Raw genomic sequence first — 22,813 nt, 5'->3', positions numbered from 1 at the left:
TACCGGGGCCTGCTTTTTTTACGTCTGTCTGCAGAGATGAGCAATCAGATCTCGTTATTGCGCACCAGATCAGCCACCAGATCGTTCACGCCATCACTCATATTTTTAAACTTGGTCAGTTCGCTGCGGGTCACCACCACGAACACGCCCACACCGCGCTGCGGCACCATCGCGACATAGGTGATAAAGCCACCGCCGCCGCCGGTTTTCTGAATGATGCGTGGCAGCAACGGCGTCGGCGCCATGGTTACCCAACCCATTCCCAGCGAGTCCGCCATTCCCGGCACATCCATCCCTTTGAGCGAGACCAGGTCCGTGCGCTTGTAATACATCTTCTGCGCCATGTCGGCGGTCGCGGTGCGCTGGCCGAGGAACTGACGCATCCAGCGGCCCATATCGGCAGGCGTGGAATAAAGACCACCGCTGCCCGCTGCTGCTATCGTGTTAATACACGGGCTCGGACGCAGACCTTCCATCAGGCGTGAACACTGGCTGGCGTTTGGCGTCAGCGTGGTATCCACCATGCCCAGCGGCTGAGTGATTTGATCGCGCAGCAACTGGGTATAAGGCTGATTCGCGGCCTTCGATAACGCATCGGAAAGCAGGTCAAACGCCAGATTTGAATAAGAGGCACGCGCACCCGGCGGCACGGTGAGCTTGGCGACACTCAGCCAGCTCCAGCGATCACTCTTGGTCGGCCAGGTAAAGACTGCCCGGTTCGGCGCACCACCCGGTTGCTCACGCGGCAGACCGCTGGTGTGCGTAGCGAGATTGAGCAATGTGATCGGATTTGTGCCGCTGTAAGCAGGAACGCGGGCACCGGCCGGGGCATATTTACGCAGCGGATCATTAATACTGACTTTACCCTGCTGCGCCATTTTCACCAGCACTTCACTGGTAATCAGCTTGGTCAGCGAGGCGATACGCACCACGGAGTCTTCACGCGGGCGCAAATCGGAGCCGGGACGGGTTTCCCCGAAACTGCGGAAGACCTGCTGATTATTATCGACCACCACCAGCGCCATTCCCATCGCGCCGCTGCCGTAAAAGATGTGTTCTGCATGGTCATCCACGACCTGCGACGCCAGACGCGCATTCTGCTGCGCGTGGCTCCATAAAGGCGTACTGGCGAAGGCCAGCGCGAGGAGCGAAAGTGAGAGTTTTTTCAACAAGCTGGTATCCATCAACAGGGCAAGATCTATTCGTGATTTGTATACTAATGCGAAGTTTGAGAAACGGCATTGGAAAAACGTGGCCAGACAGAAGATTTTTGTCAGCAAATCCTCCCTGTGTTGCGGAGTATGTCTGTTTTTTCAACACTTAAACCGAACAAGGCGGGATAACTATTGCGTGCCCGGCTGGTCTGGGTATAATGCCCACGTTTTCCGCATACTACTTACAGTGCCGAAGTGGCGAAATCGGTAGACGCAGTTGATTCAAAATCAACCGCCGCAAGGTGTGCCGGTTCGAGTCCGGCCTTCGGCACCATTAGTATGTAAATAGACCTCAACTGAGGTCTTTTTTTATGCCTAAAATCCAGTCCCCGCAAGGCTTTGCCCCGCTTTTCAGTCAACCGACGTCAATCTGAGTTACTCCACATCAACATGCTTGTGAGTATAGAACCGAGTATATATGCTGGTTCGATAATGCTTATATACTCACGGCAGCATATGGAAGGAATACCATCATGGCCCTGACTGATACCAAGGTGCGTTCGGCAAAACCAGAGGCAAAGGAATACTCGCTCGTCGATGGCGACGGCATGTTTTTGCTGATACATCCTAACGGCTCCAAATACTGGCGTTTCCGCTTTCGCTTTGGCGGCAAGCAACACCTGATGGCCTTTGGCGTTTACCCAGAGACATCTCTGGCTGATGCCAGACATAAAAGAGAAGCTGCCAGAAAACTGGTTGCGGCAGGTATTGACCCCCGCGAACAAAAGCGTGCAGTAAAAGAAGAGTTGGCGAAAGAAGTCTTCACCTTTGAAGTAGTTGCCAGAGAATGGCATGCATGCGACTAATAAGAAGTGGTCAAAAGATCACAGCGCTCGAGTTTTGAAAACCCTGGAAGATTTTCTTTTCCCGGCTATTGGTAAACACAATATCACCGAACTTAAAACTCGAGATTTACTGGCACCTATCAAAGCCGTGGAGAAGTCTGGACGTCTTGAGGTGGCTTCGCGTCTGCAACAGCGCACAACAGCAATCATGCGCTATGCCGTACAAAGCGGTTTGACCGATTACAATCCCGCGCAGGAAATGGCTGGAGCCGTCGCTACAGCAAAACGGCAACACCGCCCCGCCTTAGAACTTAGTCGTACTCCTGAACTCCTTCATCGTATTGATACCTACACCGGCAGACCGCTCACTCGTTTAGCTATAGAGATGACGCTGCTGGTATTTATCCGTTCAAGCGAACTGCGCTTTGCCCGTTGGTCAGAGATCGACTTCGAAACAGCAATGTGGACGATACCGGCAGATCGCGAACCATTGGAAGGCGTTAAGCACTCTCACCGTGGGTCAAAGATGCGTACTCCGCATTTGGTGCCATTATCGCGGCAGGCAGTTGCAGTTCTAGAGAAAATAAAACGGCTAAATGGCAATCGCGATTTAATTTTCGTTGGGGATCACGATCCCCGTAAACCGATGAGTGAAAACACGGTGAACAATGCACTCCGGGTGATGGGCTACGATACGAAAGTAGAAGTCTGCGGTCACGGTTTTAGAACCATGGCATGTAGTTCTTTAATCGAGTCAGGGATGTGGTCTAAGGATGCAGTAGAACGACAGATGAGCCATCAGGAACGTAACTCTGTGCGTGCGTCTTACATTCATAAGGCAGAGCACTTGGATGAACGCAGGTTGATGTTGCAGTGGTGGGCAGATTTTCTTGATGCGAATCGGGAGAGGGGGGTTAGTCCGTTTGATTTTGGGAAATTCAATCGTGGCAATGTGGACTGAATGTACCCGTAAACCTAGCAATTGTAGCTTAGAAGTCCTCATGTACAGACGAAAATCTAAGTATGGATTACCAATCTTGGCGAAAACAATGCCGAGAAAATTATTTGAATGGCTGCAAACTCCGTATAGTCGAACTTTCTTCCTGTCTTGGTGCCTGCGTTGCTCAGATTGCCAGCCCAAACGATATCAAGGATAACGTCATCCTTAGGTCTCACCTGTTTATGTTCCGTGACGGCACAAAGATATCTTCTCGTTAGCGATTATATTGGCGAACTTGGAACCCGGTTGTATGGGGGATATGTAGATGATGAATGATACCCTTAAAAAATCGTAACTAATTGTAGGCTATAATTAAAATGCAAAAATTATGCAATGGGTTTGCTTTCGGTTGTATCTGGAGATAATATTTTTACAATAATGGCCTTTTACTCATAAAAGACCATTTTATTTCCTAATTATCAATGAATTACTGATAATAATCCGCAAGATTGCTGCTGAATAATGATTCTGCATTTACAGCCGCAGCCACAGCATTCTGAACATCCTGCCGTTTCAAATCTAATACCCGTAATTTGCCCTTCACTTCGGCGACGGATTCGATTCGTCTGTAAACATCAGAATGATGCTTAGCATACAACGCCAGCCCTTTCAGTTTGGGCAAAGCATCAGCCAGATGCAGGCCATGTGGATCTACTAGGTCCACAACCATTTTGCCATCCTGTTTGGCAAAGAACAGGAAATCGGGACGAACAATCTTGTACTGTTCGGCTTCAACATAGGCGATTCCCAGTGACGACTGCCCTGTGTACTGTGGATTACGATACCAGAAAGCAAATCCTTCACGCTTGGTTTCGGTCTCGAAAACCGTGGTTTCCCACTGGTTCAACTGAGCCGGATAGTTCCCACTTTCATCACACAACAGATGGTGTTTCCAGGTTGGAAGGTCAGTTTCCTTCTCTCCTTCACGAGCCCGGGTCATTTCAAACTTGTTCTCTGGTCTAACTAAAACTATGTCCTGCGGTTCGGTGCTCATTTCGACGATTTGACGATAGGCCTCTTTACGCTCATCTTTCAATGATTTGATCTGCGGTGAGTACTCGGCCAGCCATGCCTTCGCCAGTTTATCGGCCTCTCCATCGAAGTAATCCTGCACCTCCATCACTAGCCCCAGGCCAGCAACGGTCACACGAGTTTCCATGATTGCTTCCAGATATTCCTCTGCATCCTCTTCTCGATCCGCGACCTTATCGGCCAGATATTCGACATAGGTACGTGAAACATCCGGGCTGAAGATTCGGGCTGCACGCCGGTAGGCGTCATCAATCACCGCTACGTCCGCCTCCTCCCAGAATTCGTTGAAGGTCATTGCTTTGTTCTTCAGGCTGGCAACCACCGCCTTACCATCCACAACGAGCACTGCATTGCGCTTGTTTTTGATTTTTTCAGCATTTTCTATCTGGAACTTGTCCAAGACAGCGTGCAAAGCAGCATGGGCTTTCCTGACGGCCCCATCAAGGATGCCGTCATCAACCAGTTCCTGTGCCAGCGCGGTCAGACGTCTGGCGGGTCTGGCTCCTTTCTGTGGTCGGGTTTGTGAAGGTAGCGCTTCAAATACTTCCCATACGACAGCTGAAGCCGCCGGGTTAGGTTTCATCTCCACAGGGTTAACCAGGACACGTCCGCTCGGCGGTGAGGTATCATCGCCCTTAAACAAGGTATTTACGACTTCTCTCACAGTATTAGTATTAAACTTGGGCAGCAGGCATTCTACTGAGTTTAAGCGCTCATTACCCGGAATACGTCTTGCCAGTGGAGTACGCACCATACGCCCCAGCAATTGCGTAATATGCGTCCTGTCGCTGGCAGAGCGGAAGGAAACCATTACTTCAGCACGTGGGCAATCCCAGCCAGTGCTGATGGCATCTTTAGCAATCAGTACACGCACCCAAGTTGATTCCTGCACCCGCTGCGGTTCAATATAAGGTACCTGATGTTGGCCGAAACGCTGTGTGGTATGTTCACCGAAAACATGAGCAACACTGTCAACGGGTAATTCGGGGTAACGAGAGAATAGCGAATCCAGCCAACGTCCCACTTCGTTCGGGTCAGGCGTATTGGGTACCTGGAATACCATCAGCGGCACTACTCCGCGCACAGTTTCTTGCTGTTTTGCATACTCTGCCCAGGCATCGGTCACTTCCCTGAGTCTGTCGGCAGCACGGCGTACCCACACGGTATCGAAGTCACCGGCTTCATCCGGCACACCAAGAATGATATCGTCCTTGATAAGTCCCGATTCCTGCACTTTAGCCGAGTCGACCACCACATTCGGCAGTTTGACATGAAGGCCAGCATTCGCAATGGCTTTGTCGAAACGTTCAACTGTGGCGGAAATACCCCACACTACTGGGATACCCTTCACTTCAGCCGAACCATTGATGAGCCTTTGTACAATGGTACTTTTAGCTGCTTCGCTGGAAGTCGTTGACGAACCCATCCCCCTGTGCGCTTCGTCCAGTACCAAATAAAGTGTCAGATCCGGGTCTTCGATGGTGTTCTGGATGGTATCCCACAGCGTATAAGCCAGTGCATCAGGGGCTGCTTCGAAAAGCCCGCCTTTATCATCGAACCCGCGCACCAGCAGGCTTTTTTTGCCAAACTTCTGCGTGTTAAGGAAATAGATTTTTCCAGCCTGAAATTTGCGCCGACTGAAAGGATGTTCAACCACCACCATATCGTTGTAGTTGATACGGTCACTGGCCTCCATCAAGCGAAAGCGGGTTTGCTCGTTCAGTGCAGGATCGTCACTGAACCAGATCACTACCGCGCCAGGATCGGCATCGAAATTAAATTCGTCGTCGCCATGAAACAATGCTTCAAACGCAGCGGCAGCCATGACGGTCTTACCTGCACCGGTCACAGCCGTTAAAGAGAAGGCGCTCTTGTCATTTTCGTTATGCCAATAACGGCGAGCTTTTCTGAGATTCACTAGCGAATCACGTACCGCATCGCGCTGGTAGTCCTTAAGAGTGAACTTCATTCTGTTAATTCCCCACTGGTGAAGCTGAAATTGGTCAGGTACGATTCGTACAAACGTACCGGCTCAACACCTTTTGGCAGACGCCTAGTGACAGCTTGGAAGTGGCGGTCATCGTCAGTGACGATAAAGGCCACCCGTACGTCATTAGCATGGCTAATGGCTTCAATGAAAGGTGTGGCCTGATCCACAGCCGGCAACAGGCCATAAGCATCAGCCACCGCCCATCCTTCAGCAGGCAGTTTTTCAATACGTGTGCCACGTGCACCTGCGCGTAGCCACAGCAACGGTGCAATGCGCGCATAGGCTAGGTTGTGGCTAACCGATTTTTCAGCTTCGTAGGTCAAGGTGAAGAACTCGGCGTTTTCCTCGAAGCCTTCAGACATCGGGAATTCGTTGATAAACTTGTAGTCGCCTTTAATTGGTTCTCCCTCAGGTGTCTTTCCTGTGATGGCGGCCTGTACTCGTGGCTTAGTGATGTAGTCACAGATCCCCCACTTTTCCCATTCGGGGTCCCCGGGGCGTAAGCCCTGTTCGCGCAACTGTTTCTGTTCGCTGGCGGCAACTTCGTTGTTTGTGACGGAGATGCACTGGCGACGACCGCCGTCTTGTTTGTTCAGGCGCATGATCGCGTGGGCTGTTGTGCCTGAGCCACTGAAGAAATCGAGGATGATTGCTTCGGGTTTGCTAGCAATAAAAAAGCGAAGAGCATCTTCGACGGCATAAAGCGATTTAGGGAATGGAAATTTTCGCCCAGGGATAATAGATTTAATAACACCGGTGCCTCCGTGCTCAGCACTATGGGAAGTAAAATCCCATTGCGTGGTCACATGCTTGAACGTTGCATTTTCATATTTTGCAATAATGGAGCCATCAGCACGTTTACGTTCAACGATTGCAATTCCATCCGCAATTTCATTACGTGCCTTATTAGGAAGATGTTGGATGATGTAAGGCTGAGGTTCATCTTTTTTACCATTCGCGCGAATATAACCTTCTCTCCACCACTTATCGAATGCAGAGTCAGTATATTCCCAATTCATTTCAGTTCCATCTGAACGAACAGGGAAAACCGCAATAGTACCTAAGGGGGGGATGATGCTTTCACGAGGAACGTCAGCATTCAGTGGATCGCCACGCCCAATAATGGCACCTGATGCCTCGTCTACAAAAATGGGATAGAACTGATTTGGACCACAAGCCCCTTTACCTTTTCTGCCTCTTATAGATGCAAGGTTTCGTCTCCTCATTGTTTCCCAAGCAACTTCAGCGCCAACAGCGGCTTCATCGGGTCTGCCACTGACAGTTGATGCCCCAAATCGTACAAAAAACAAAAATTCATTCGTACGGGCAAAATCACCTGACCTGCCTGTGCCTTTAGGATTTATTACAGAAGAGACCATCTCAATCTTTGCATTCGGATATACTTGTTCCAACAATAACCCTAATCGTAAATATTCTTTTTCGTCGATTGTGACGATCAATACTGAATTAGCAGGATTTAACAATTCCTTAGCTATCAGCAGGCGGCGCTCCATAAAAGCTAACCACTTGCTGTGACGATACAAGTCTTGTTCTTCGACGTAATCGTTATTGTATTTCCAGTCTTTCGCACCTGTATTATACGGCGGGTCGATATAGATGGCATCCACCTTGCCTCTGTGCGTGTAGGTCAACGCCTTCAAAACATGGTAGTTCTCGCCATTGATGACTGAGTGGAAAGGCTTGTCTAAACCGCGTTGCACTTTTCCCGTACTAACCAGACCCGGCCAGATCGTGTCACGAAATTCAGCTATAACTACAAGATCGCTCAGAGGTATAGTCAGAGTCTCGACAGCAGCCGCGCCCAGTAACTCGAGATCAGCGATCTTCTTCGCCTTGTGGATGGTTTTAACCTGCCACAACCGTTGATCACCTTTCTTCGTGGACCCACGCTCTGGCAGAACGCGAACCTTGTCTCCCTTGCGAATAGGCCTCAATGGCAACTCAACAACTTCAGGGCTATGTCGTTCGAAATTAAGACCAAAGGGAAGGCGTGACGACAGGATCTTGATTTCTCGATCCAAGTCAGCACCCAACTGCGGGTCTTTAGCCTTCGCTTTTGCAATTAAATCAGTCAGCCTGGACATATTTTCCTTTTTTCTTATCAATTTTGAGCATTGCAGGTTCTGAACGTTTGGTTCTCAGGAGAGCCCAATATGATTATTTATTGACGGAATCAGAACGCTGAAAAATTGGCGGTAATATTAACACTAATCAATGACTTCATCGATCCTAAAACCGGATGGTACTGGTTATTACCTGCATGTCTGTATCACTGCCCCATTATCATGTGGCATCAGATAGCCGCACATATGCTTCGACACCAAACTATAGATTAAGTATGTCTACGGGTTTGTCTACTCCAATTTAGCTAGCAAACCGATTTGTAACTAATATATGTTACGTTGCTGTCCCTTGTATTATTAGGAAGATTTTTGCACAAACTCTCAACTCTTAAACACCTGACACTGATGCCATTCAATAAACCTTTCCGCAGGCCAGTAAACTTTATCCTGCGGTAAATAAAGTTGTTTTCCGTCACGCTGCCAGAAAAGGTGATCCACAACCGGGCTGCGGTTTACGCCACCGGAAATACGGATAGTCATATGCTCATCTATTCCTATCGCTCCCATATCAAAGGCAGAATGATGAAGGGAACAAAGGGCCAGTCCGTTATTCACTTCGCACGGCCCGCCATATTGCTTCCAGCGGATATGCGCCGCCTCCAGTCCTACGAGTGCGCCATCCAGCCGCAAATCGTAGCCACATATTGCGCAGCGCGAGTGATATGCCCGAAGAACAATTTCCCTGAAACGCGGATCACGCGCTTTCAGCAGTGACGTAAAATCAAACCCCAGACGGTCTGCGAGAAGTATTTGGAGGCTTTCCGGGAAACGCTCTGTCATGATCTGTTGCGCCAGCTTGTTAATCATTTCCGGCGCTTCACGAAGGATCTGGTAGCTGCTTTCGTCAAACCCCCCCGAAACATGATTCTCAATCAGCTCACGTTTTGTCGGCTGGATATTGCCCTTGCGTGGCTTACAACCTTCGGTATTTTCCAGCGTCCAGAACCCGTCAGTCCTCAACCGCCAGAAAGGCATATTCGGATAGTAGTCGCGCCGTTTAGGGCCGAAGTCCGCCAGCAATTTTGTCAACGGCTCGTGGATCTCTTCCCCGTAGTCGAAGAGTCGGGAATGACCGTTCAGATATTGCGACAGAACATAGAGCAGCAGCAGAGGTTTATGCGGCGCGCACTGGTCGCCGTTGCGCCAGACTGCCACATTGGAAATTGCTGTTTGCAGTGCTTTACATGGGGTCATAGCCGAAGGTTAACAGATTGAAGTTCTTGCGATCATGCTCGCAAAGAATAGGTAATTCAATGAAAGTCAGGTAAAAATAATCTGAGGTGTCACGAAAATATCGCGACCCCGGATCAACGGGATCGCGCGCGGGATGTCACTGAATCTCAGCATCCCATAAGGCATTCTCTGTGCTCTGAAATTTTATCCACCAGCCAATTCACCCCACCATCATCAGCAATCTCCGCCAGCGGTACAGAAAACCCGATGCCTTTGATGCTCTTATCATCCGATAACTGGATCTTTGAATCAGTCTCAGGATATCCGTCATAGTTCCACCACAGGTCTTCGGCTGACGCGTAAGTAGCGTCATCGTTTACCGCAGAAAAGAGATACACAGTCAGATAGCTTTTAGCTTCTTCCACCGGGGTTTTCAATCCTGTGGCTGGCGGTTCGTCATCTTCACCGTATTGCAACACGCGCTGGTCACATTCCAGCTCGCTGTCTGTCACCAGTTTAAAGTCCAGCACATAATCGGTCGCTGCCATCGGCGTATTGGGTTCTTGCTGCTTACTGAACACAAATGAAACGTCCATCATTGGCAGGAAGTCCCATTTCCAGTTTTCCAGCGGATTTGCCCCGCGGCGCGGCGGCTTGTTGAAACTCCAGGTGTCCCACAGCAGAAACGATGCCTCCATTTTCTGCGCGACTTCGTTGATCATCGGGAGTATATGCTGGTAATACGCCCCGCAGATGCGGTGGGCTTGTCGGACCTGAGCAAAGGGATCGTGCATGATTATTGTGCCTTCAAAAATGAGAAATCAGTGGAGAGTGGCGTAGCTGCCAGAAATTGATGAAATTGCTGCCAGGGGAGCAAAGGTTCCCGGATGCCATAGAGCGCAAGGGCCTTCAGGCAATCAGCGACGATGCGTTTATCCTGTGGCGCTTCCCACTCTGCGTACTGGAAAACCTCCCGGACCCTGCGCCATTCCATGCCATGAAACTCGACCTGCGGGAACTGTGTTTTTAATTCCTGAAACCAGTTCTCTGTAGTGGCAGGCAAATTACCCAGCGCCAGAAAATGAACGCTTTCTTTGGCGTTGTCATCTGCCAGATAGGTGTAGAGCTCTTTCCGCCATTGCTGTAGATATTGCCTGCCGCCAGCCGGTGGTTTGACTTCAATGATCAGCGCCGTATGCTCAAAAGTGATCACGAGATCGGGTTCGGCAAATCGTTCGTCTCCTGAAAGAAAGGGTTGCATCTTCTCATCAGCCGGATCAGGGAAAACATATTTGGGCCAGAAGGTGATGGATTCAAATTTTCCCCAACTGTCCCGGTTAATTCCCAGCATCTCTGAAAAAAACTGATCCATTGCTGCCGGGGATAAATAGCTAACGCGGCTCCAGATTGCTGCTGTGAGTAAATCTTCATAAGACTGAAAAACGGTTCGCCAGCTTTGTGGTTCACTGCCATTGAGCATTATCCTGCCCGCTTTTCCTTCCAGAATGGCATTTAGCATTTGGCACTCCTTTGTTAATTAAATTTATTATTTTTCTTATCCCGGATCCTGCCCAGTTTAATCGTCACCGTTTTTGACATTACATCCAGATTATCCTCCCGTAGTCCCGGCACCACGTTGTAGCCTGCCAGCGCGAACGGTTATCAGGCGTGGCAGCGGTGCGAGCTTTGTCGGCGAGAAGGTGCTGCCGATGGGTTCTTCCGTATTCTTCAGAATAAAATCCGTGTTAAGCGTCGTTCCGGCTATACCCATTGTGTCCCGGACTGACTGAGCGTCAGCGGTTCGGTCAGTTCGGGAATATCATCATCAATCTTTTGCCGCAGTTTGGCCATCATCAGCGAAAAGCCCTGAAACAACCGCTCGACCGAGTCATCGCGCGGAACCGGACTGCCGTCTAACCCCAGGGCGCGCCCCAGTTCCGGGAATTCTTTCGCAAACTCCAGCCCGGCTTCCTTCAGGTAGCGCATTTCGCCGTCAAAATATTTTAAGAAATCGTCTTCCATTACTGCGTTTTCCCAAGCTGGAGCCGGTTGTCATTGATCTCAACAATCCGGTCCTTGCTGTCATCGAGGTCGCTGCTTTCCAGAACCAGCCGCCAGGTGTTGTTTGTGACATCCGGTGCCATAAAGAGGGCAACCACGGCGACAAACTGTGCGTCGGCATGCAGCGGCACGGCCACCGTCGCCTCTGCGTCCGGCATTATCTGGACAATCTGCCGGTCGAGCAGGTCAGCGGCCAGCACGGTGTTGTCCTGCCTGAGCAGGGCAGCGTAGCTGGCGGTATCAAAAGTTTTACGGTCTTTGAGCTGATAAACGCGCACCACCGTCGGCAGCGCCTCGCCGCCTTCGTTGTTGTTGAGCGCGGCGCGGGAGGTCAGCGTCAGGTGCAAAGTGTCTATTTTACGGTAGATTACGGCATCTGCGACCGCAGAGGCGCCGTTGCCCACGCGCTGCGTCAGGCCGCAGCTGTTTATCAGCAAGGGCAGTAATAACAGCGCGGTGCCGCGTCTTAGTCGCTGGAAATTATCGGGCGTCATGGCGTGTTGTGTCCTCCGCATTGTCCGTGGCCAGGCCCGGAGAGGTAAATATTTGGGCCGGCAGCTTAAAGCGTCGCAGGGTAAGCAGCTCCAGCGGGCCGCCGCCGCTTTGGGTACGTAAGACCACGTTCAGCGTCTCTTTGGTGGCGGTTTGCCAGCTCAGGCGATAGCGGCTGCTGTCGAGCTGTTCAACCTGCGCCTTATCGAGTAAACGCAGCCAGGCCCAGCCGCCGTCCGCCTGAAAATAGTTCTGGAAGGCGTCGGCGCTTTTCCCCGATGCCGCGACCGGTGAGTACGTCAGGGACACCTGCGGGTGATCGCTGGCGGCGTCTGGCCAGCGGAACGTCTGCCAGCCCGGCAGTTGGTTAAAGTACTTCAGGACAGCGTCATCAATCTGCAGGTCGGTTTCGACCACGTTGCGGGTCGGGCGGATCTGCAGCTCAAAGGTCACGCCGGGTTTACCCTGCGGGAAGACGCGGCGGCCAAGCTGGCTCAGCGGGTTAACCGCGCTGAGGAAGTCCGGATTGATGTGCATTCCCTGAGTGTTGAGCGGGTCAGGCACCCAGCTGTCACCCTGTTTTTCCAGCACGCCGGCCAGTTGCCGGGTAATAAACTGGTCAATCAGGCCGGTATCCGGCGTCAGATAGTGAGCCAGCTGGGTGAAATCTGCGTCATTTTTGGTGTTATCGAACGGGTAGCGTCCGGTAAATTCCGCCTGCCACGGGTTCTGCACCTGAACCTGCCAGGCGCTGTTGATCCCCTGCTGTGCCGGAGTCATCACGCCGTTCCACGCCTGTTCCAGCGGCTGGACAAACGCGGCGTCGGCAAAGCTGCTCCATTCGCCACCCAGGCTGGCTGCCAGAAGCTGCGCGTAGCGACGGCCCTGCGACAGCGTGGTGTCACCGTTGCTGAAGGCGGATCTGACCAGGCTTTGTGCCATCGCCTGCGGGTCCGAGGCATTGGCCACCTGCAGCAGCTGCAGTCGCGTTTGTGACACCTGCAGCAAATAGTTGCTGACGGTAACGCCGGAGGTGTTTTGCGCGGCCTGCGTTTCACCTGCCGCCGGGCTCTCCGGCGGTAACACGGCCAGCAGCGGGGCGAAGGTCTCGCCCAGCACGCGGGTCGGGTCATTGTGGCCGCCGGCGAAACCGGCTTCCGGCGTAGTTTTCGACACCAGTTTTTGCGCCGATTTCAGCAGGGAGTCCCCCATCGCTTCGCGGTGCTGACCGGCCGCGCCCTGATAACGCAGGGTGCGGCTCAGGGCCAGCAGCGGCGACTGGCGGGCATCGGCCAGCTGGGTCAGCTGATCGAGGGAGGTGCTCAGCGAGTCGCTGGTGTTCCAGCGGATGCTGTTGAGGAAATTGAGCCAGGCGCTGGTGTAATCGGCAAAGTAGCGCTCGGTCAGGCGGTACTGCAGCTGGTCTTTGGTCAGCAGCTGTTGCTCACCTTTATCATCCAGCACCCGGTCGGTGGTGACGTGGCGTGCCGCAGCTGCTTTATCAATCGCGTCGCTGACCTCTCCCTCCCAGGCTTCACGGGTGAACATGCCGGGCAGGGTGTCATCGGTGGAGAACAGCTGACCGCCGGCGGACTCCCCAAGCAGGCTGTCGAGCGTGACGTCGGCATAGTGCGGCGACACGCTCAGCAACACCTGCTGATACAGCGCGTTTTCGCTGTTGCTGATGCCTTTCTGGCTGCGCAGGATGGTGCGCACGTTGGCCACCAGCGGATCATCGGCAGGCAGCTTCCACTGCGGATGACGCGGCAGTTGCTGCAGATAAAAGGCGAGCAGTTTGTCTGAACGGGCCAGCCATTCTCCCGGCGCCACGCCGCCCGGCGACGTCCACAGAGGAGACAGCACCGGCTGCATAAAGGCCGGATCGGCGTGTTCAGGATGCAGCAGCATCAGGTAGGCTTTCAGTTGCTGATAGGCCATTTTTCCGGCCAGACGTCGTTCGGCAGAGCCCGGCGGCAGGGACACAAACGCCTGCAGCCGGTCTTTTAGCGCGTTTACCACCGGCGTTATCAGCAAAGCCTGACTTTGCCGGGTATAGGCGGGCCACAGTGCGTTGATCACCGCATCACGCTGATCGAGGCCGAAGCGGTTCAGCCACGGCGAGCCGTTTTGCTGCCACCACAGCAGGCGGTCAATGTGGTCCTGCAGGGCCACGCTGCGGGTCAGCGTGTCGGACATCGGGGCCGGCGTGCGGGCCGCCTGCAACAGCGCCTGGCTGTCGGCGATAAGCGTGCGGTTGGTACAGGCAGATATTCCCATGCCCAGCACCCACAGTCCCGCCAGCGTCAGCGTGCCGATGGCCAGTCTGTCACCGGTGGACAGGTGGTCGCGGCGACCCTGCTGTATCCGGCTTTGCGCGATAACGCCGTTCCAGGCGGGGGACAAATAGCAGGCGTGGGAGCGTTGCTGGACAGAAGCCGGTTCAGGGGCAGCAGGCATAAAGAAGATGCCGCCGGCCAGCACGCGCTGATGCTCACCGCGCCACGGCTGAAAACGCTGCCTGAGCAACGCGCCGGTGTGATGTTTCAGATCCCCTGACAGCTGCAGCAGCCAGGCCCAGCGTTTGTTCTCGTTCAGCTGCGCAATGCCCTGCGGGATGAGCGTGGCGGCAAGCTGACTGAGCTGGTCATCAAGTGAGACCGGCGTGCCCGCCGGCCAGTGACAGCCGATACTCTGCACAGGACGGTCGTCCTGTTCCCACTGCGGCTCACTCAGGCACACGCCAAACACCGGCGGACGCCAGCTGAGGGTGCGCCCGAGCGCGATAAACTGACGATAGACTGCGTCGCTGTTGCCCGCCGGCAGCGTCTGATTAGGCACCGGCTGCGTGGTCCACAGGTATTGTGGCTCTGCCGTCACATCGGTGACCCACAGCACGGCGTTAAAGGCGCGGCACCCGCGCATGTCGCGCAGCTGCGTGACGGCGGCTACATCCAGCGCGTCAGCCTCGCCACATCAGATAAGGACGGCGTTCTGGCTTTCCTGCCAGCGCGCCTGCGTCAGGCCGGGGGCGACTTTCTCCACCACCTCCGCCTCACCGGTGACCAAAAGCCACGGCTGCTTGTGCTTCCAGTGCCAGCCATCGCGGTGACGCAGGGTGAAACGCAGGGTATCAAACGCCGTGATGCGGGCGTCGTCCTGTGCCTCGGGCGGGCGGTTAAAATCGAGCAGTTCCAGGGCAAAAGCGTAGCGGGTCAGCAGAAGATAGCTCAGCAGGATAACGCCGGTTGCCCACCAGGCCACGCCGTGGGTGAGGGTTTCTCCGTTGGCGTTCAGCCACAGAAGGCTCAGGGCCAGGGCGAGCATCACCACCAGCATCAGGTGAAGGCTTTTAGTCATGACGTTGTTGTTCCAGCAGGTGCCATTCCACATCGAGCCGCTTACGCCATAAACGCAGTGCCAGAGGGACAGAGAAACTCAGTAAGGCGGCGACCACCACCAGTCCGCCGCCCAGCCAGGGCAGCATGCCCACCTGCGTATCACGATCGGCGGGGAGTAATATCAGGGCCAGCATCACGGCCACGATCCCCGCCAGATAGGCCAGCGGATAGCGTGAAATCGTATCGACAGGCATGTTCACGGGCGCAGCAGGCTGGGTGCTGAGCTGAACCAGGCTGATGGACTCCTCAGACTGTGCGGCGACCAGTTGGCCGCGCTGGCCTAAATCGCATCCCTGCGCCGCGAGGCACAGGGCAAGCCAGAAGGAGGCCGGACTCGCAGGGCCTAACAACAGGGACAGATCGTGACGCCCCTGTGCCGGCAGCATCACGTTGTGTTCATCCAGCAGAGCCAGCAGGGCGCCGCGCTCGCGGCTGTGCAGCCCGGCATCCCACAGATGGCTCAGACGTTTGGCCTCGGTTTGGCCGGCGGTCAGAAATCGCGGGAAGTCCGCATCGAGGTCGTGCGACTGTGTCACCAGCGGGCGGAACAGGTATACCGGTCGGAAAGGCGGGGCTTTTATCACCGGCCCGGAAGACCTCAGGAAGAGCAGGGCAGAGCTGCTGGCACTGGCCTGGCTTTTACCGTCAAGCAAATGCAGGGCAATCACCAGACGCGGAACGGAAATGTCTTCATCACACCAACTGTCCAGCAAGGCGGCGTCCGGTGCATCTTTCTGCCAGTGGATGTTCTCCGTGGGCAGGCGTTTTTTTAATTTGGCAGACCAGTACTGTTCGACCGCGTTTGTGGCTTGTTCTTTCGGCGTATTTGCATACAACCATATTTCGATAGAGGACTGCGCGCGCAACGTCTCTGACAGTGGTTCGAGCGTCTGGGAGAGAATATCTTTCAATGGAGATTCGCCCAACTGCAAGGGTTGAACGGGGACGATCTCTCCCGGTTTCGCAGGAGCCTGCGGATGCAGTCCATCCAAACCCAGCGTACGGCTGGCGATATCCGGTTCCGGCGTCAGACAGTGGAATGCCACCAGCCGCAGAGACCTGCGTCCCCAGTGCTGCCAGTGGGCATACTTACGGTCAATAAACAGATGCCGCCAGTCAGTCTGACGACGTGCCTGCAATGCCGCACTGAGCACAAAGGCCATCACTGCGCTGGAAACCAACACCGGCAACAGTAACAGCCAGAACCAGAACCGCAGGTTGGTAAACCCCCGCTGAACCGGCCAGGTGAAAAACAGTGCGATGGCTGCCAGTGCAATACTGGCTGCCGGTACCGCTAACCACCACCAGCCAGGAAATTTGGGTAAGGCGTGGCGGGCCATCTGCGGAAGATGCCAGTTCATCATTGTGCTCCGGCGTTCGGCAGGGTTGTTTTGAGAGTGCAACCACACTGCGCAACACAACCGTCAACAATCACAGCTTTGCCGTTCATTTTCCAGGTCGGATGCCCCTGATTCACCGGCACGGTGCCATGCTGAGAACAACTGACAGTATCACCGGCTAACATCACCGGTTTACCTTCAAATAATGCCCCAGACGCTGAGCTGACGTTGCCGCCGTGGGTATGGGGATCGCCTAAGCGAATGACTCCGCGCATAAAAATATCCTTCCCTGAATATGTTACTTTTTGTTGAACTCAGCGATAGCCTTATCTGGTAGTGAGTTGCTTGTTCTACTCATTCCCGCTATACCCCTTGGGGTATTGTTATATCTCAAAACATAATCAGTATTGATTGCTTTTTCATAATCTTGGGAATCAAAATGTAGATGATAAATAGTACCTTTAGTAAAAGGCATCAGGTAACCTAACCGTTCAATATGCAATGTGCAGTCCGGTAGTGGCATTTGATAAAAACTCTCTTTGCGATCTTTATCTGTTATGGGACTTGCTGTTTTAGCCATGAGAGGATAGGTCGGGATGTCGAGAAGAACCTTATAATTTTCAGCGCCGTCTTTTTGAAGATAAAGTTGGGTCTCACCTTCTTCAACCTTATAAGTGCCTTGCATGTCTGGACATGCAAATAATGGATTGCTACCACTTAGCAAGGTGATTAATACGAGTGTTTTAAAAATTCCATGTTTGTCTTGCATTTGAAATCCTTATGAACGATGCGTCTTCGCATACATAACAGGAAAAGGAGCGCCTAAAGTAAAATGATACTTTTCATTCAACTGATTCGCAGTGATTTGAGCATTTTCGATTTGTTTTTTAGACATTTTATTAGTAATAATATTTAAGCTCCGATCGGCTTCTTTATTGCCAATCAATTTGGCGAAATAGAACCAGGCGTAAGCTGTCTGAATATCTTTGGGTGCACCTTCTCCGTGGTAATACGACTGCCCAATAATTAAGCTTGCCATTGCGGCAACATCTCTATAATCACGACTGTTTGAGGCCGCTTCCATATACCATTTTGTTGCCGCAACCTCGTCCTGCTTAACGAAAACCCCATGGCTATACATGAACGCGACATTAAACTGTGCAGGTGCCATACCCTTAGGCGATTTTGCAGCTTTTAAGTACCAATTGAAGGCTTGTTCATCACTTTTAGGTACGCCACGCCCGTCACTGTACATATTTCCTAAATCATACTGTGCTTCGGGGATCCCTTTATCTGCAGCTTTTTGGTACCAATACACTGCTTTTTTATAATCGACAGGAACACCATCACCGTTATTGTAACGAGTGGCCAAAATGACTTGTTCTGCCACGTCGCCATCTTCAGCACCTTTTTTTGTACAGTCTAAATCTGTTGTACAAGCCTGAGTGGGTGCCGGATTTTTGGTGAGATGGTTCTGGCAACCTACTAAAACAAGAAACCCTGTCAGAATTAATAATTTTTTTAACATGTGATATTCCTTATTACATGGATGATTGTTTATATTTTTGACATTCTAATAACCGGCCTTGCTAATTCATTTTCCCTGTTCCGATGCAGGCAATCCTAAATCAGGGTTACAGCGCATCTTGTCCCAACCTGTGTAGTTTTTGACTACAGGAACTTTGTTGGGAATATCCTGAAAGTTTTTTCTGTCCGAATCGATTGTCCAGCGTTCAGGACCAGCAAATGAATTCCATGAAGCATATTCTTTGCCCCATTTTCCACCGTGCCCCTCTGGGTCATAGGCGTCGAAAGGCTTGGAGCTCATATAAATATCGCCCCATTTTGTCAGTACAAAACCCTGATCGGCGACGACAGTTAATGAGATTATGTCTTCATACAGAGGGGAAGTATTTTCCCCTGCTACGACTTCCATTCCGGACGCAGTTTTTCTTGCTGGGATTCGTTTCCCATAAGGATCTGCACCGGCTCCAGGGGAATAACGCGCTCTTTCCCAAGTTTTCCCGTAATCTTTTGAAATAGTGAAAGTACTCAGATCCTCATACTCAGGGATGACGATATAGCGTTCTGATGGATGAATATAAATTTTGGTATAGACCCGATAACCTGAGTAACCATCATAGATATCAGTAGTAATATTCCTTTTGGTATCAATGTACTGAAGACGCCCTTGACAGTTAAATCCGGTCAGCTCCAAATAACGATGATCATCAAAGCGGTAGACTACCTGCGTTGGAGGAGAGGAGGAATTATTTGCGCTCTGAACACAAGCAGAGATACCCAACAGGCTAGCTAATACCAAAAATCTGTTTATCTTTTTCATGATATTCCCTTAAACCAGTGGTTTAGGCATCGCCCATTGCAGTTCAGTAATAGATTCGTTGGCGTTAGTTCCCAGTTGGCCGTAAATATTTTTATGTGGTGTTTGTTGAGTTTTAGACGGGGCGTAATCATTGACTACTCCGAATTGCCCTTTTGGAGTACCGTGGTCTCTCTCTGGTTTATTCATCAGAGATTTAAATTCAGGAGGTAAATAACCATAAAGGTAATACTGTCCAACTTCTGGTCGCGGATTTGCCGCCTGCCGCCAGTCAGCCTCCAGTAATAACCCCTCCCAAAAATCCTTATACTCAAACGCCTGACATTCCCCAATTGCCAGGTCATACACCATCGCTTTTTCAGGGACGTCTTTACTGGTCACAATGGATGAATGCTGGCTGATCTGAATGTTATTTTTGGCATTCATAACGGCCTCAGTTAACTCATCATCGTTCATGCGGCGAGTGATCTCGACCTGGGTGGCCATCATTTGTCGGGAAGGCCCTATCGCGGTAGCGCGAATAGCATCTATCTGATAAATCTCACTAAGAGCCGCCAGTTCTGCGCCGGTGAAATTATGTTGATCACGCATGAAGCCAAACCCGTCAGGAATCGCGCGAGTTTCATGTATAAATTGCTCATCAGCCAATGCAGTTTTTGCGATATCGGGATCAAGGCCCTCAAGAGTTGTTCGGTACTGTTCTTCAGGAATTATTGGTTTTTTTTTGTGTTCTACGCCGTTATTTTGCCCGCCCAGTTTGAACTGAAATGTGACGGGTAAAATAGGTGCATCAACGGTGATGTCTTTGAAATTGTAGCTGGCATTCTTAGCACCCATTTGCCCTGAATCACTCAGCGCTTTGGAAAATTCAAAACGTTCCCCGGTGTTATGCCCAACATAAACATCCTTGCAAAAAACTCGCTGATTAAAATTAGCGCCGAGTTTCGCCCGCAATGAGTCAGCAATACCACTCCAGCCAAAGCCCTGAACCTGCTTCATGGAAACAATGGTGTCATTTGGGCAGAAGTAGTTGTAGACCTTACCAAAGTTGTTACGGCTATAGCGGGCGTCGCTCCATTGGGCATTATTTGACAGACAAAGCGTATCTTTCAGTTTTTGTAAGTCATCCCCCGAGTACTGCCCGTTTGGAGAATATTTCGGGTTAGTCGCCATTAGTTTGCAAAAATTAGTCAGCGTCCTTTCACGCCCGTCTGTGGTTTGCTGATTACCAGGGCTCCAGCTTTCAATCAAACGAAAATCCGTAGAATAGGGAGAGTGGTTCAATATCACGCAATCTGCTGGCTCTAAACCTTCTTCCTTTACCCACATATTTGCCAGGATAGTGATAATAGTGCCCTGACTGTGAGCGACGATATTAATGGTGTCATTTTTTGAGCGCTTATCACGTCGGATTGTCAAAATTAAGTCAGCAAGTCTGCGGGCAGCGAAAGCCTGATAGATACGATGCGGGTTGTCATAAATTGGGTGGCTCCAGTCGCCACTATTTGTGATATGGGAGCGGGAAACCCAGCCAGCAGCTGTCATCGTCCACCCTGTACCTCCCGGGCCGAACATATCAGGTATGCTTGTCGTTGCATTAGCAAAAGTGCCACCGCCTTTAGATTTGGCTGGATCGAGCCAGTTAGCGTAATTATCAATTTTAGCTTTGTTATGGGCTTTAATTTTCCGTGCATCATTTTCAACGAACGAGTCAAAAGCTAAATCTGCTTCATTTTTTTTCTCGCGCAGTTCTGCCTTGTATCGTTTTTGGTCTGCTTCCCAAACATCCTTTTCAACCGGTCGATATCCCCAGTAAAAGGGGATAATCGGCGAACGATTTGCCTGCCCGACACAGGTCTGATTATCAACAGAGCACTCTTGCGTGAAAACATTGCCGTCAGCATCTGAAATCTGAAACTCTTGATTTTTCCAGCTATGGGGGAATAAGTCCGTACGCCCCAGACGGGTATTCAGACCTTTGCAAATGCCTTCATCCTGATTTTGGTAGGCTTCCCCGACATCGTTGACGCCATGTACCAGAATAACAATGCACGGCAAGGGACGTTTTATAAGGCAATTCTGTTTGACCATCTCGCCTGCAGTGACCGGTCGGCAAACATCTCCAGCCGACAAAAAACCGTCATTACGTAAACTATCGTTTTGTGAGTTACTCATATTCATAGTCCCTTAATTAGCTCAATCGCCGCATTTTCCAGTTCGTTCATATGAAGTAAGGACGATTCGCCGTTGGCATCCGTAGCCCCTTCGGTTATAGATCCATCCTGGCGGTGGATGCGGAATTTCTGATTTTTAAGCACCTGAGTCGGGTCATCTTCTGCATGGAGCCGATACTGAATGGCGTACTTGCCCTCTTCAAATGACGGCATCGCCTGTTTCACGCTATCCCCACCCTGATATTCCAGTACCGGCGATTTTTGGGTAATACGGGTTGGTGCCAGTTCTTCGATCGTTCCATCCTTAATGCGGATCCCCGCCCCGCCACACATCAGCAGTAGCTCTTTTTTGGCATTAAGCACGATGCGGCCGTTGGTGCTGGTGATCTGCATGTCCTCGAAGGAGGTCAGTTCCATCTGGTCTTTTTGCGCCTGAAGCTGCACCTTTCCTGCCGCGGCAATGAGCTTGATGCCTAACTTGTTCGCAAATACGGAGAACAGTTCACCGGCGGCGACCGAGAAACGACGGAATACGCTGAAACTGGCATCCTGGCCAGCAGTGGCTACCAGATTCTTACCGGCAGTTTGTTGGATCGTTTTCGGCGTGGTGTGCGCAATTCCGGCATCGCCGTAAACGACGACACCGGGCTGAGCGAGTTTGGTGAGGTCTGTCTTGAGCAGCTCCTGATCGGTGGTTTCTGCCGGAGACGCCTGAGCGATATCGGCGCTACTCTTCAGGGTTTTGGCCAGAGCCAGGGCTTTTTCAAGCTGGGCAATGGCGGCATCCATATCCAGCTGCTGCCCCTGAGCACTGTTCTTCGGCTCGGTAGAAAGCAGAATGCCCTTGCCGCCACGAACGGCAACATAGGCATCGGTACGCAATTCTGCGCCTTCACCGCGTTGCTTTCTGGCACTGTCCATCAGGTGTCCCAGACTGAGCTGGCTCTTACCAGAGTGTACTGTACTGATTTTTATATGTTCTTTGCCGCGTTGATCATCAAGTCGGATTTTATTTCCAGAAGGCGTACGGATAACGTTCCGCTTGTAGTTCGGCAGCGCCACAGGGTCCGGATGCCGTGAATCGTGCAGTGCATAAGCAATGTACGGCCGGTCAACGTCGCCGTTCTCGAAGGCAATCGCCACGCCGGTGGAATCCAGCAGCGGCATATGGAAGCCGCAGGTATCCCCTGAATAGGGTTTTGCCAGACGCAGCCAGCAGCTCTCAAAGCCTTTCTGCCATTCGGTGCGGTCGAAAGCAAACCGGGCGCGGTACAAACCGTCGGCGCTGATATGGGCATAAGGTTCATCCGGATGCGCGCTGGAGATGCGGGCGGGCAGCGTGCCGGTGACGCTCGGCCACGGCAGCAGAGCGGGGCGATACGGATGCCGGGTATTGCGCGGCACGGCGGTGAAGGTGACAAAATACGCCGTGTCGCGGGCGACGTTTGTAGAGTTCGTGGAAACTATCAGCAGGCCGTCCGGCGCTTCCGGCCAGTCTTTACCGGGCGTAGTAATGACCATCCCCGGACGCAGCGTCATGCAGTTGGACTTGCCCTCGAAGGTGATTTGTTCGCTCAGATAACGCTCCTGACGGCGTCTGGCGTACCACATCCCCTGACCGGGCTCGTTGCTGTATTCCTTGCCCGGCTCAGGATAGGACTCACCCCAG

At 52.0% G+C, this 22,813-nt stretch carries 17 protein-coding genes, 1 tRNA gene and 2 pseudogenes; 2 read left to right on the top strand and 18 right to left on the bottom strand.

Features of this window, described 5'->3' with window-relative positions:
• Positions 1-44: 44 nt before the first annotated feature.
• Positions 45-1,184 (bottom strand): D-alanyl-D-alanine-carboxypeptidase/endopeptidase AmpH, encoded by a 1,140-nt coding sequence (gene ampH, locus ETV65_RS18915; RefSeq protein ID WP_129954650.1) that lies wholly within the window; start codon positions 1,182-1,184, stop codon positions 45-47.
• 219 nt (positions 1,185-1,403) lie between these two features.
• On the opposite strand from ampH, the gene ETV65_RS18910 reads away from it, so the two are divergent.
• Both ETV65_RS18910 and ETV65_RS18905 read left to right on the top strand, forming a co-directional pair.
• A tRNA-Leu gene (locus ETV65_RS18910) sits at positions 1,404-1,488 on the top strand.
• Between the two features lie 199 nt (positions 1,489-1,687).
• A pseudogene (locus tag ETV65_RS18905) lies at positions 1,688-2,960 on the top strand (integrase arm-type DNA-binding domain-containing protein).
• Positions 2,961-3,426: 466 nt separating this feature from the next.
• On the opposite strand, the gene ETV65_RS18900 reads toward ETV65_RS18905, so the two are convergent.
• From ETV65_RS18900 to vgrG, 17 genes and pseudogenes are all read right to left on the bottom strand, one after another.
• The gene (locus ETV65_RS18900; protein WP_129954649.1) at positions 3,427-6,000 is read right to left on the bottom strand and encodes a DEAD/DEAH box helicase family protein; all 2,574 of its coding nucleotides are present in this window, start codon (positions 5,998-6,000) and stop codon (positions 3,427-3,429) included.
• Positions 5,997-8,126, bottom strand: a complete 2,130-nt coding sequence (locus tag ETV65_RS18895) for a DNA methyltransferase (protein ID WP_129954648.1) — start codon at positions 8,124-8,126, stop codon at positions 5,997-5,999. Before ETV65_RS18895 ends, ETV65_RS18900 begins: the two co-directional genes overlap by 4 nt.
• 360 nt (positions 8,127-8,486) lie before the next feature.
• A complete protein-coding gene (locus tag ETV65_RS18890; RefSeq protein ID WP_129954647.1) occupies positions 8,487-9,359 on the bottom strand; it encodes a phosphorothioated DNA-binding restriction endonuclease in 873 nt (290 codons plus the stop codon).
• A 146-nt stretch (positions 9,360-9,505) separates the two neighbouring features.
• On the bottom strand, positions 9,506-10,132 hold the full coding sequence (locus tag ETV65_RS18885) for a hypothetical protein (protein ID WP_129954646.1): 627 nt from the start codon (positions 10,130-10,132) through the stop codon (positions 9,506-9,508).
• Positions 10,133-10,134: 2 nt separating this feature from the next.
• Entirely contained in the window at positions 10,135-10,857 is a 723-nt protein-coding gene (locus ETV65_RS18880; RefSeq protein WP_129954645.1) for a hypothetical protein, read from the bottom strand.
• 14 nt (positions 10,858-10,871) lie between these two features.
• Positions 10,872-11,022: pseudogene (locus ETV65_RS25385) on the bottom strand (type VI secretion system baseplate subunit TssG); the annotation flags it as partial.
• Between the two features lie 77 nt (positions 11,023-11,099).
• Positions 11,100-11,360, bottom strand: coding sequence for a type VI secretion system baseplate subunit TssF (locus tag ETV65_RS18870; protein WP_238483541.1), 261 nt, complete (start codon positions 11,358-11,360; stop codon positions 11,100-11,102).
• Positions 11,360-11,893, bottom strand: a complete 534-nt coding sequence (gene tssJ / locus ETV65_RS18865) for a type VI secretion system lipoprotein TssJ (protein WP_129954644.1) — start codon at positions 11,891-11,893, stop codon at positions 11,360-11,362. The genes ETV65_RS18870 and tssJ overlap by 1 nt, the downstream gene beginning before the upstream one ends.
• Positions 11,880-14,813: an ImcF-related family protein gene (locus tag ETV65_RS18860; protein ID WP_240782861.1), complete on the bottom strand. Its 2,934-nt coding sequence runs from the start codon at positions 14,811-14,813 to the stop codon at positions 11,880-11,882. The genes tssJ and ETV65_RS18860 overlap by 14 nt, the downstream gene beginning before the upstream one ends.
• A 51-nt stretch (positions 14,814-14,864) precedes the next feature.
• Positions 14,865-15,248, bottom strand: a complete 384-nt coding sequence (locus ETV65_RS25245; protein ID WP_240782860.1) for a hypothetical protein — start codon at positions 15,246-15,248, stop codon at positions 14,865-14,867.
• Entirely contained in the window at positions 15,241-16,653 is a 1,413-nt protein-coding gene (locus ETV65_RS18855) for a hypothetical protein (RefSeq protein ID WP_240782859.1), read from the bottom strand. Before ETV65_RS18855 ends, ETV65_RS25245 begins: the two co-directional genes overlap by 8 nt.
• Positions 16,650-16,904 (bottom strand): PAAR domain-containing protein, encoded by a 255-nt coding sequence (locus ETV65_RS18850; RefSeq protein ID WP_129954643.1) that lies wholly within the window; start codon positions 16,902-16,904, stop codon positions 16,650-16,652. Before ETV65_RS18850 ends, ETV65_RS18855 begins: the two co-directional genes overlap by 4 nt.
• Positions 16,905-16,927: 23 nt before the next feature.
• Positions 16,928-17,398, bottom strand: coding sequence for a hypothetical protein (locus ETV65_RS18845; RefSeq protein WP_129954642.1), 471 nt, complete (start codon positions 17,396-17,398; stop codon positions 16,928-16,930).
• Between the two features lie 9 nt (positions 17,399-17,407).
• Positions 17,408-18,157: a tetratricopeptide repeat protein gene (locus ETV65_RS18840; protein ID WP_129954641.1), complete on the bottom strand. Its 750-nt coding sequence runs from the start codon at positions 18,155-18,157 to the stop codon at positions 17,408-17,410.
• 66 nt (positions 18,158-18,223) lie between these two features.
• Positions 18,224-18,973, bottom strand: coding sequence for a hypothetical protein (locus ETV65_RS18835; RefSeq protein WP_129954640.1), 750 nt, complete (start codon positions 18,971-18,973; stop codon positions 18,224-18,226).
• A gap of 9 nt (positions 18,974-18,982) precedes the next feature.
• Positions 18,983-21,145: a DUF3274 domain-containing protein gene (locus tag ETV65_RS18830; RefSeq protein WP_129954639.1), complete on the bottom strand. Its 2,163-nt coding sequence runs from the start codon at positions 21,143-21,145 to the stop codon at positions 18,983-18,985.
• A gap of 2 nt (positions 21,146-21,147) precedes the next feature.
• Positions 21,148-22,813 (bottom strand): type VI secretion system Vgr family protein (vgrG, locus tag ETV65_RS18825; RefSeq protein WP_129954638.1); only part of this gene is annotated, 1,666 nt, incomplete at its 5' end.

It is taken from the genome of Rahnella sp. RFA10(1/100) (assembly GCF_004195115.1).
GTDB lineage: Bacteria > Pseudomonadota > Gammaproteobacteria > Enterobacterales > Enterobacteriaceae > Rahnella > Rahnella perminowiae.
Note: the sequence above shows the minus strand (reverse complement) of the source record. Positions and strands in the feature narration are given on the sequence as shown.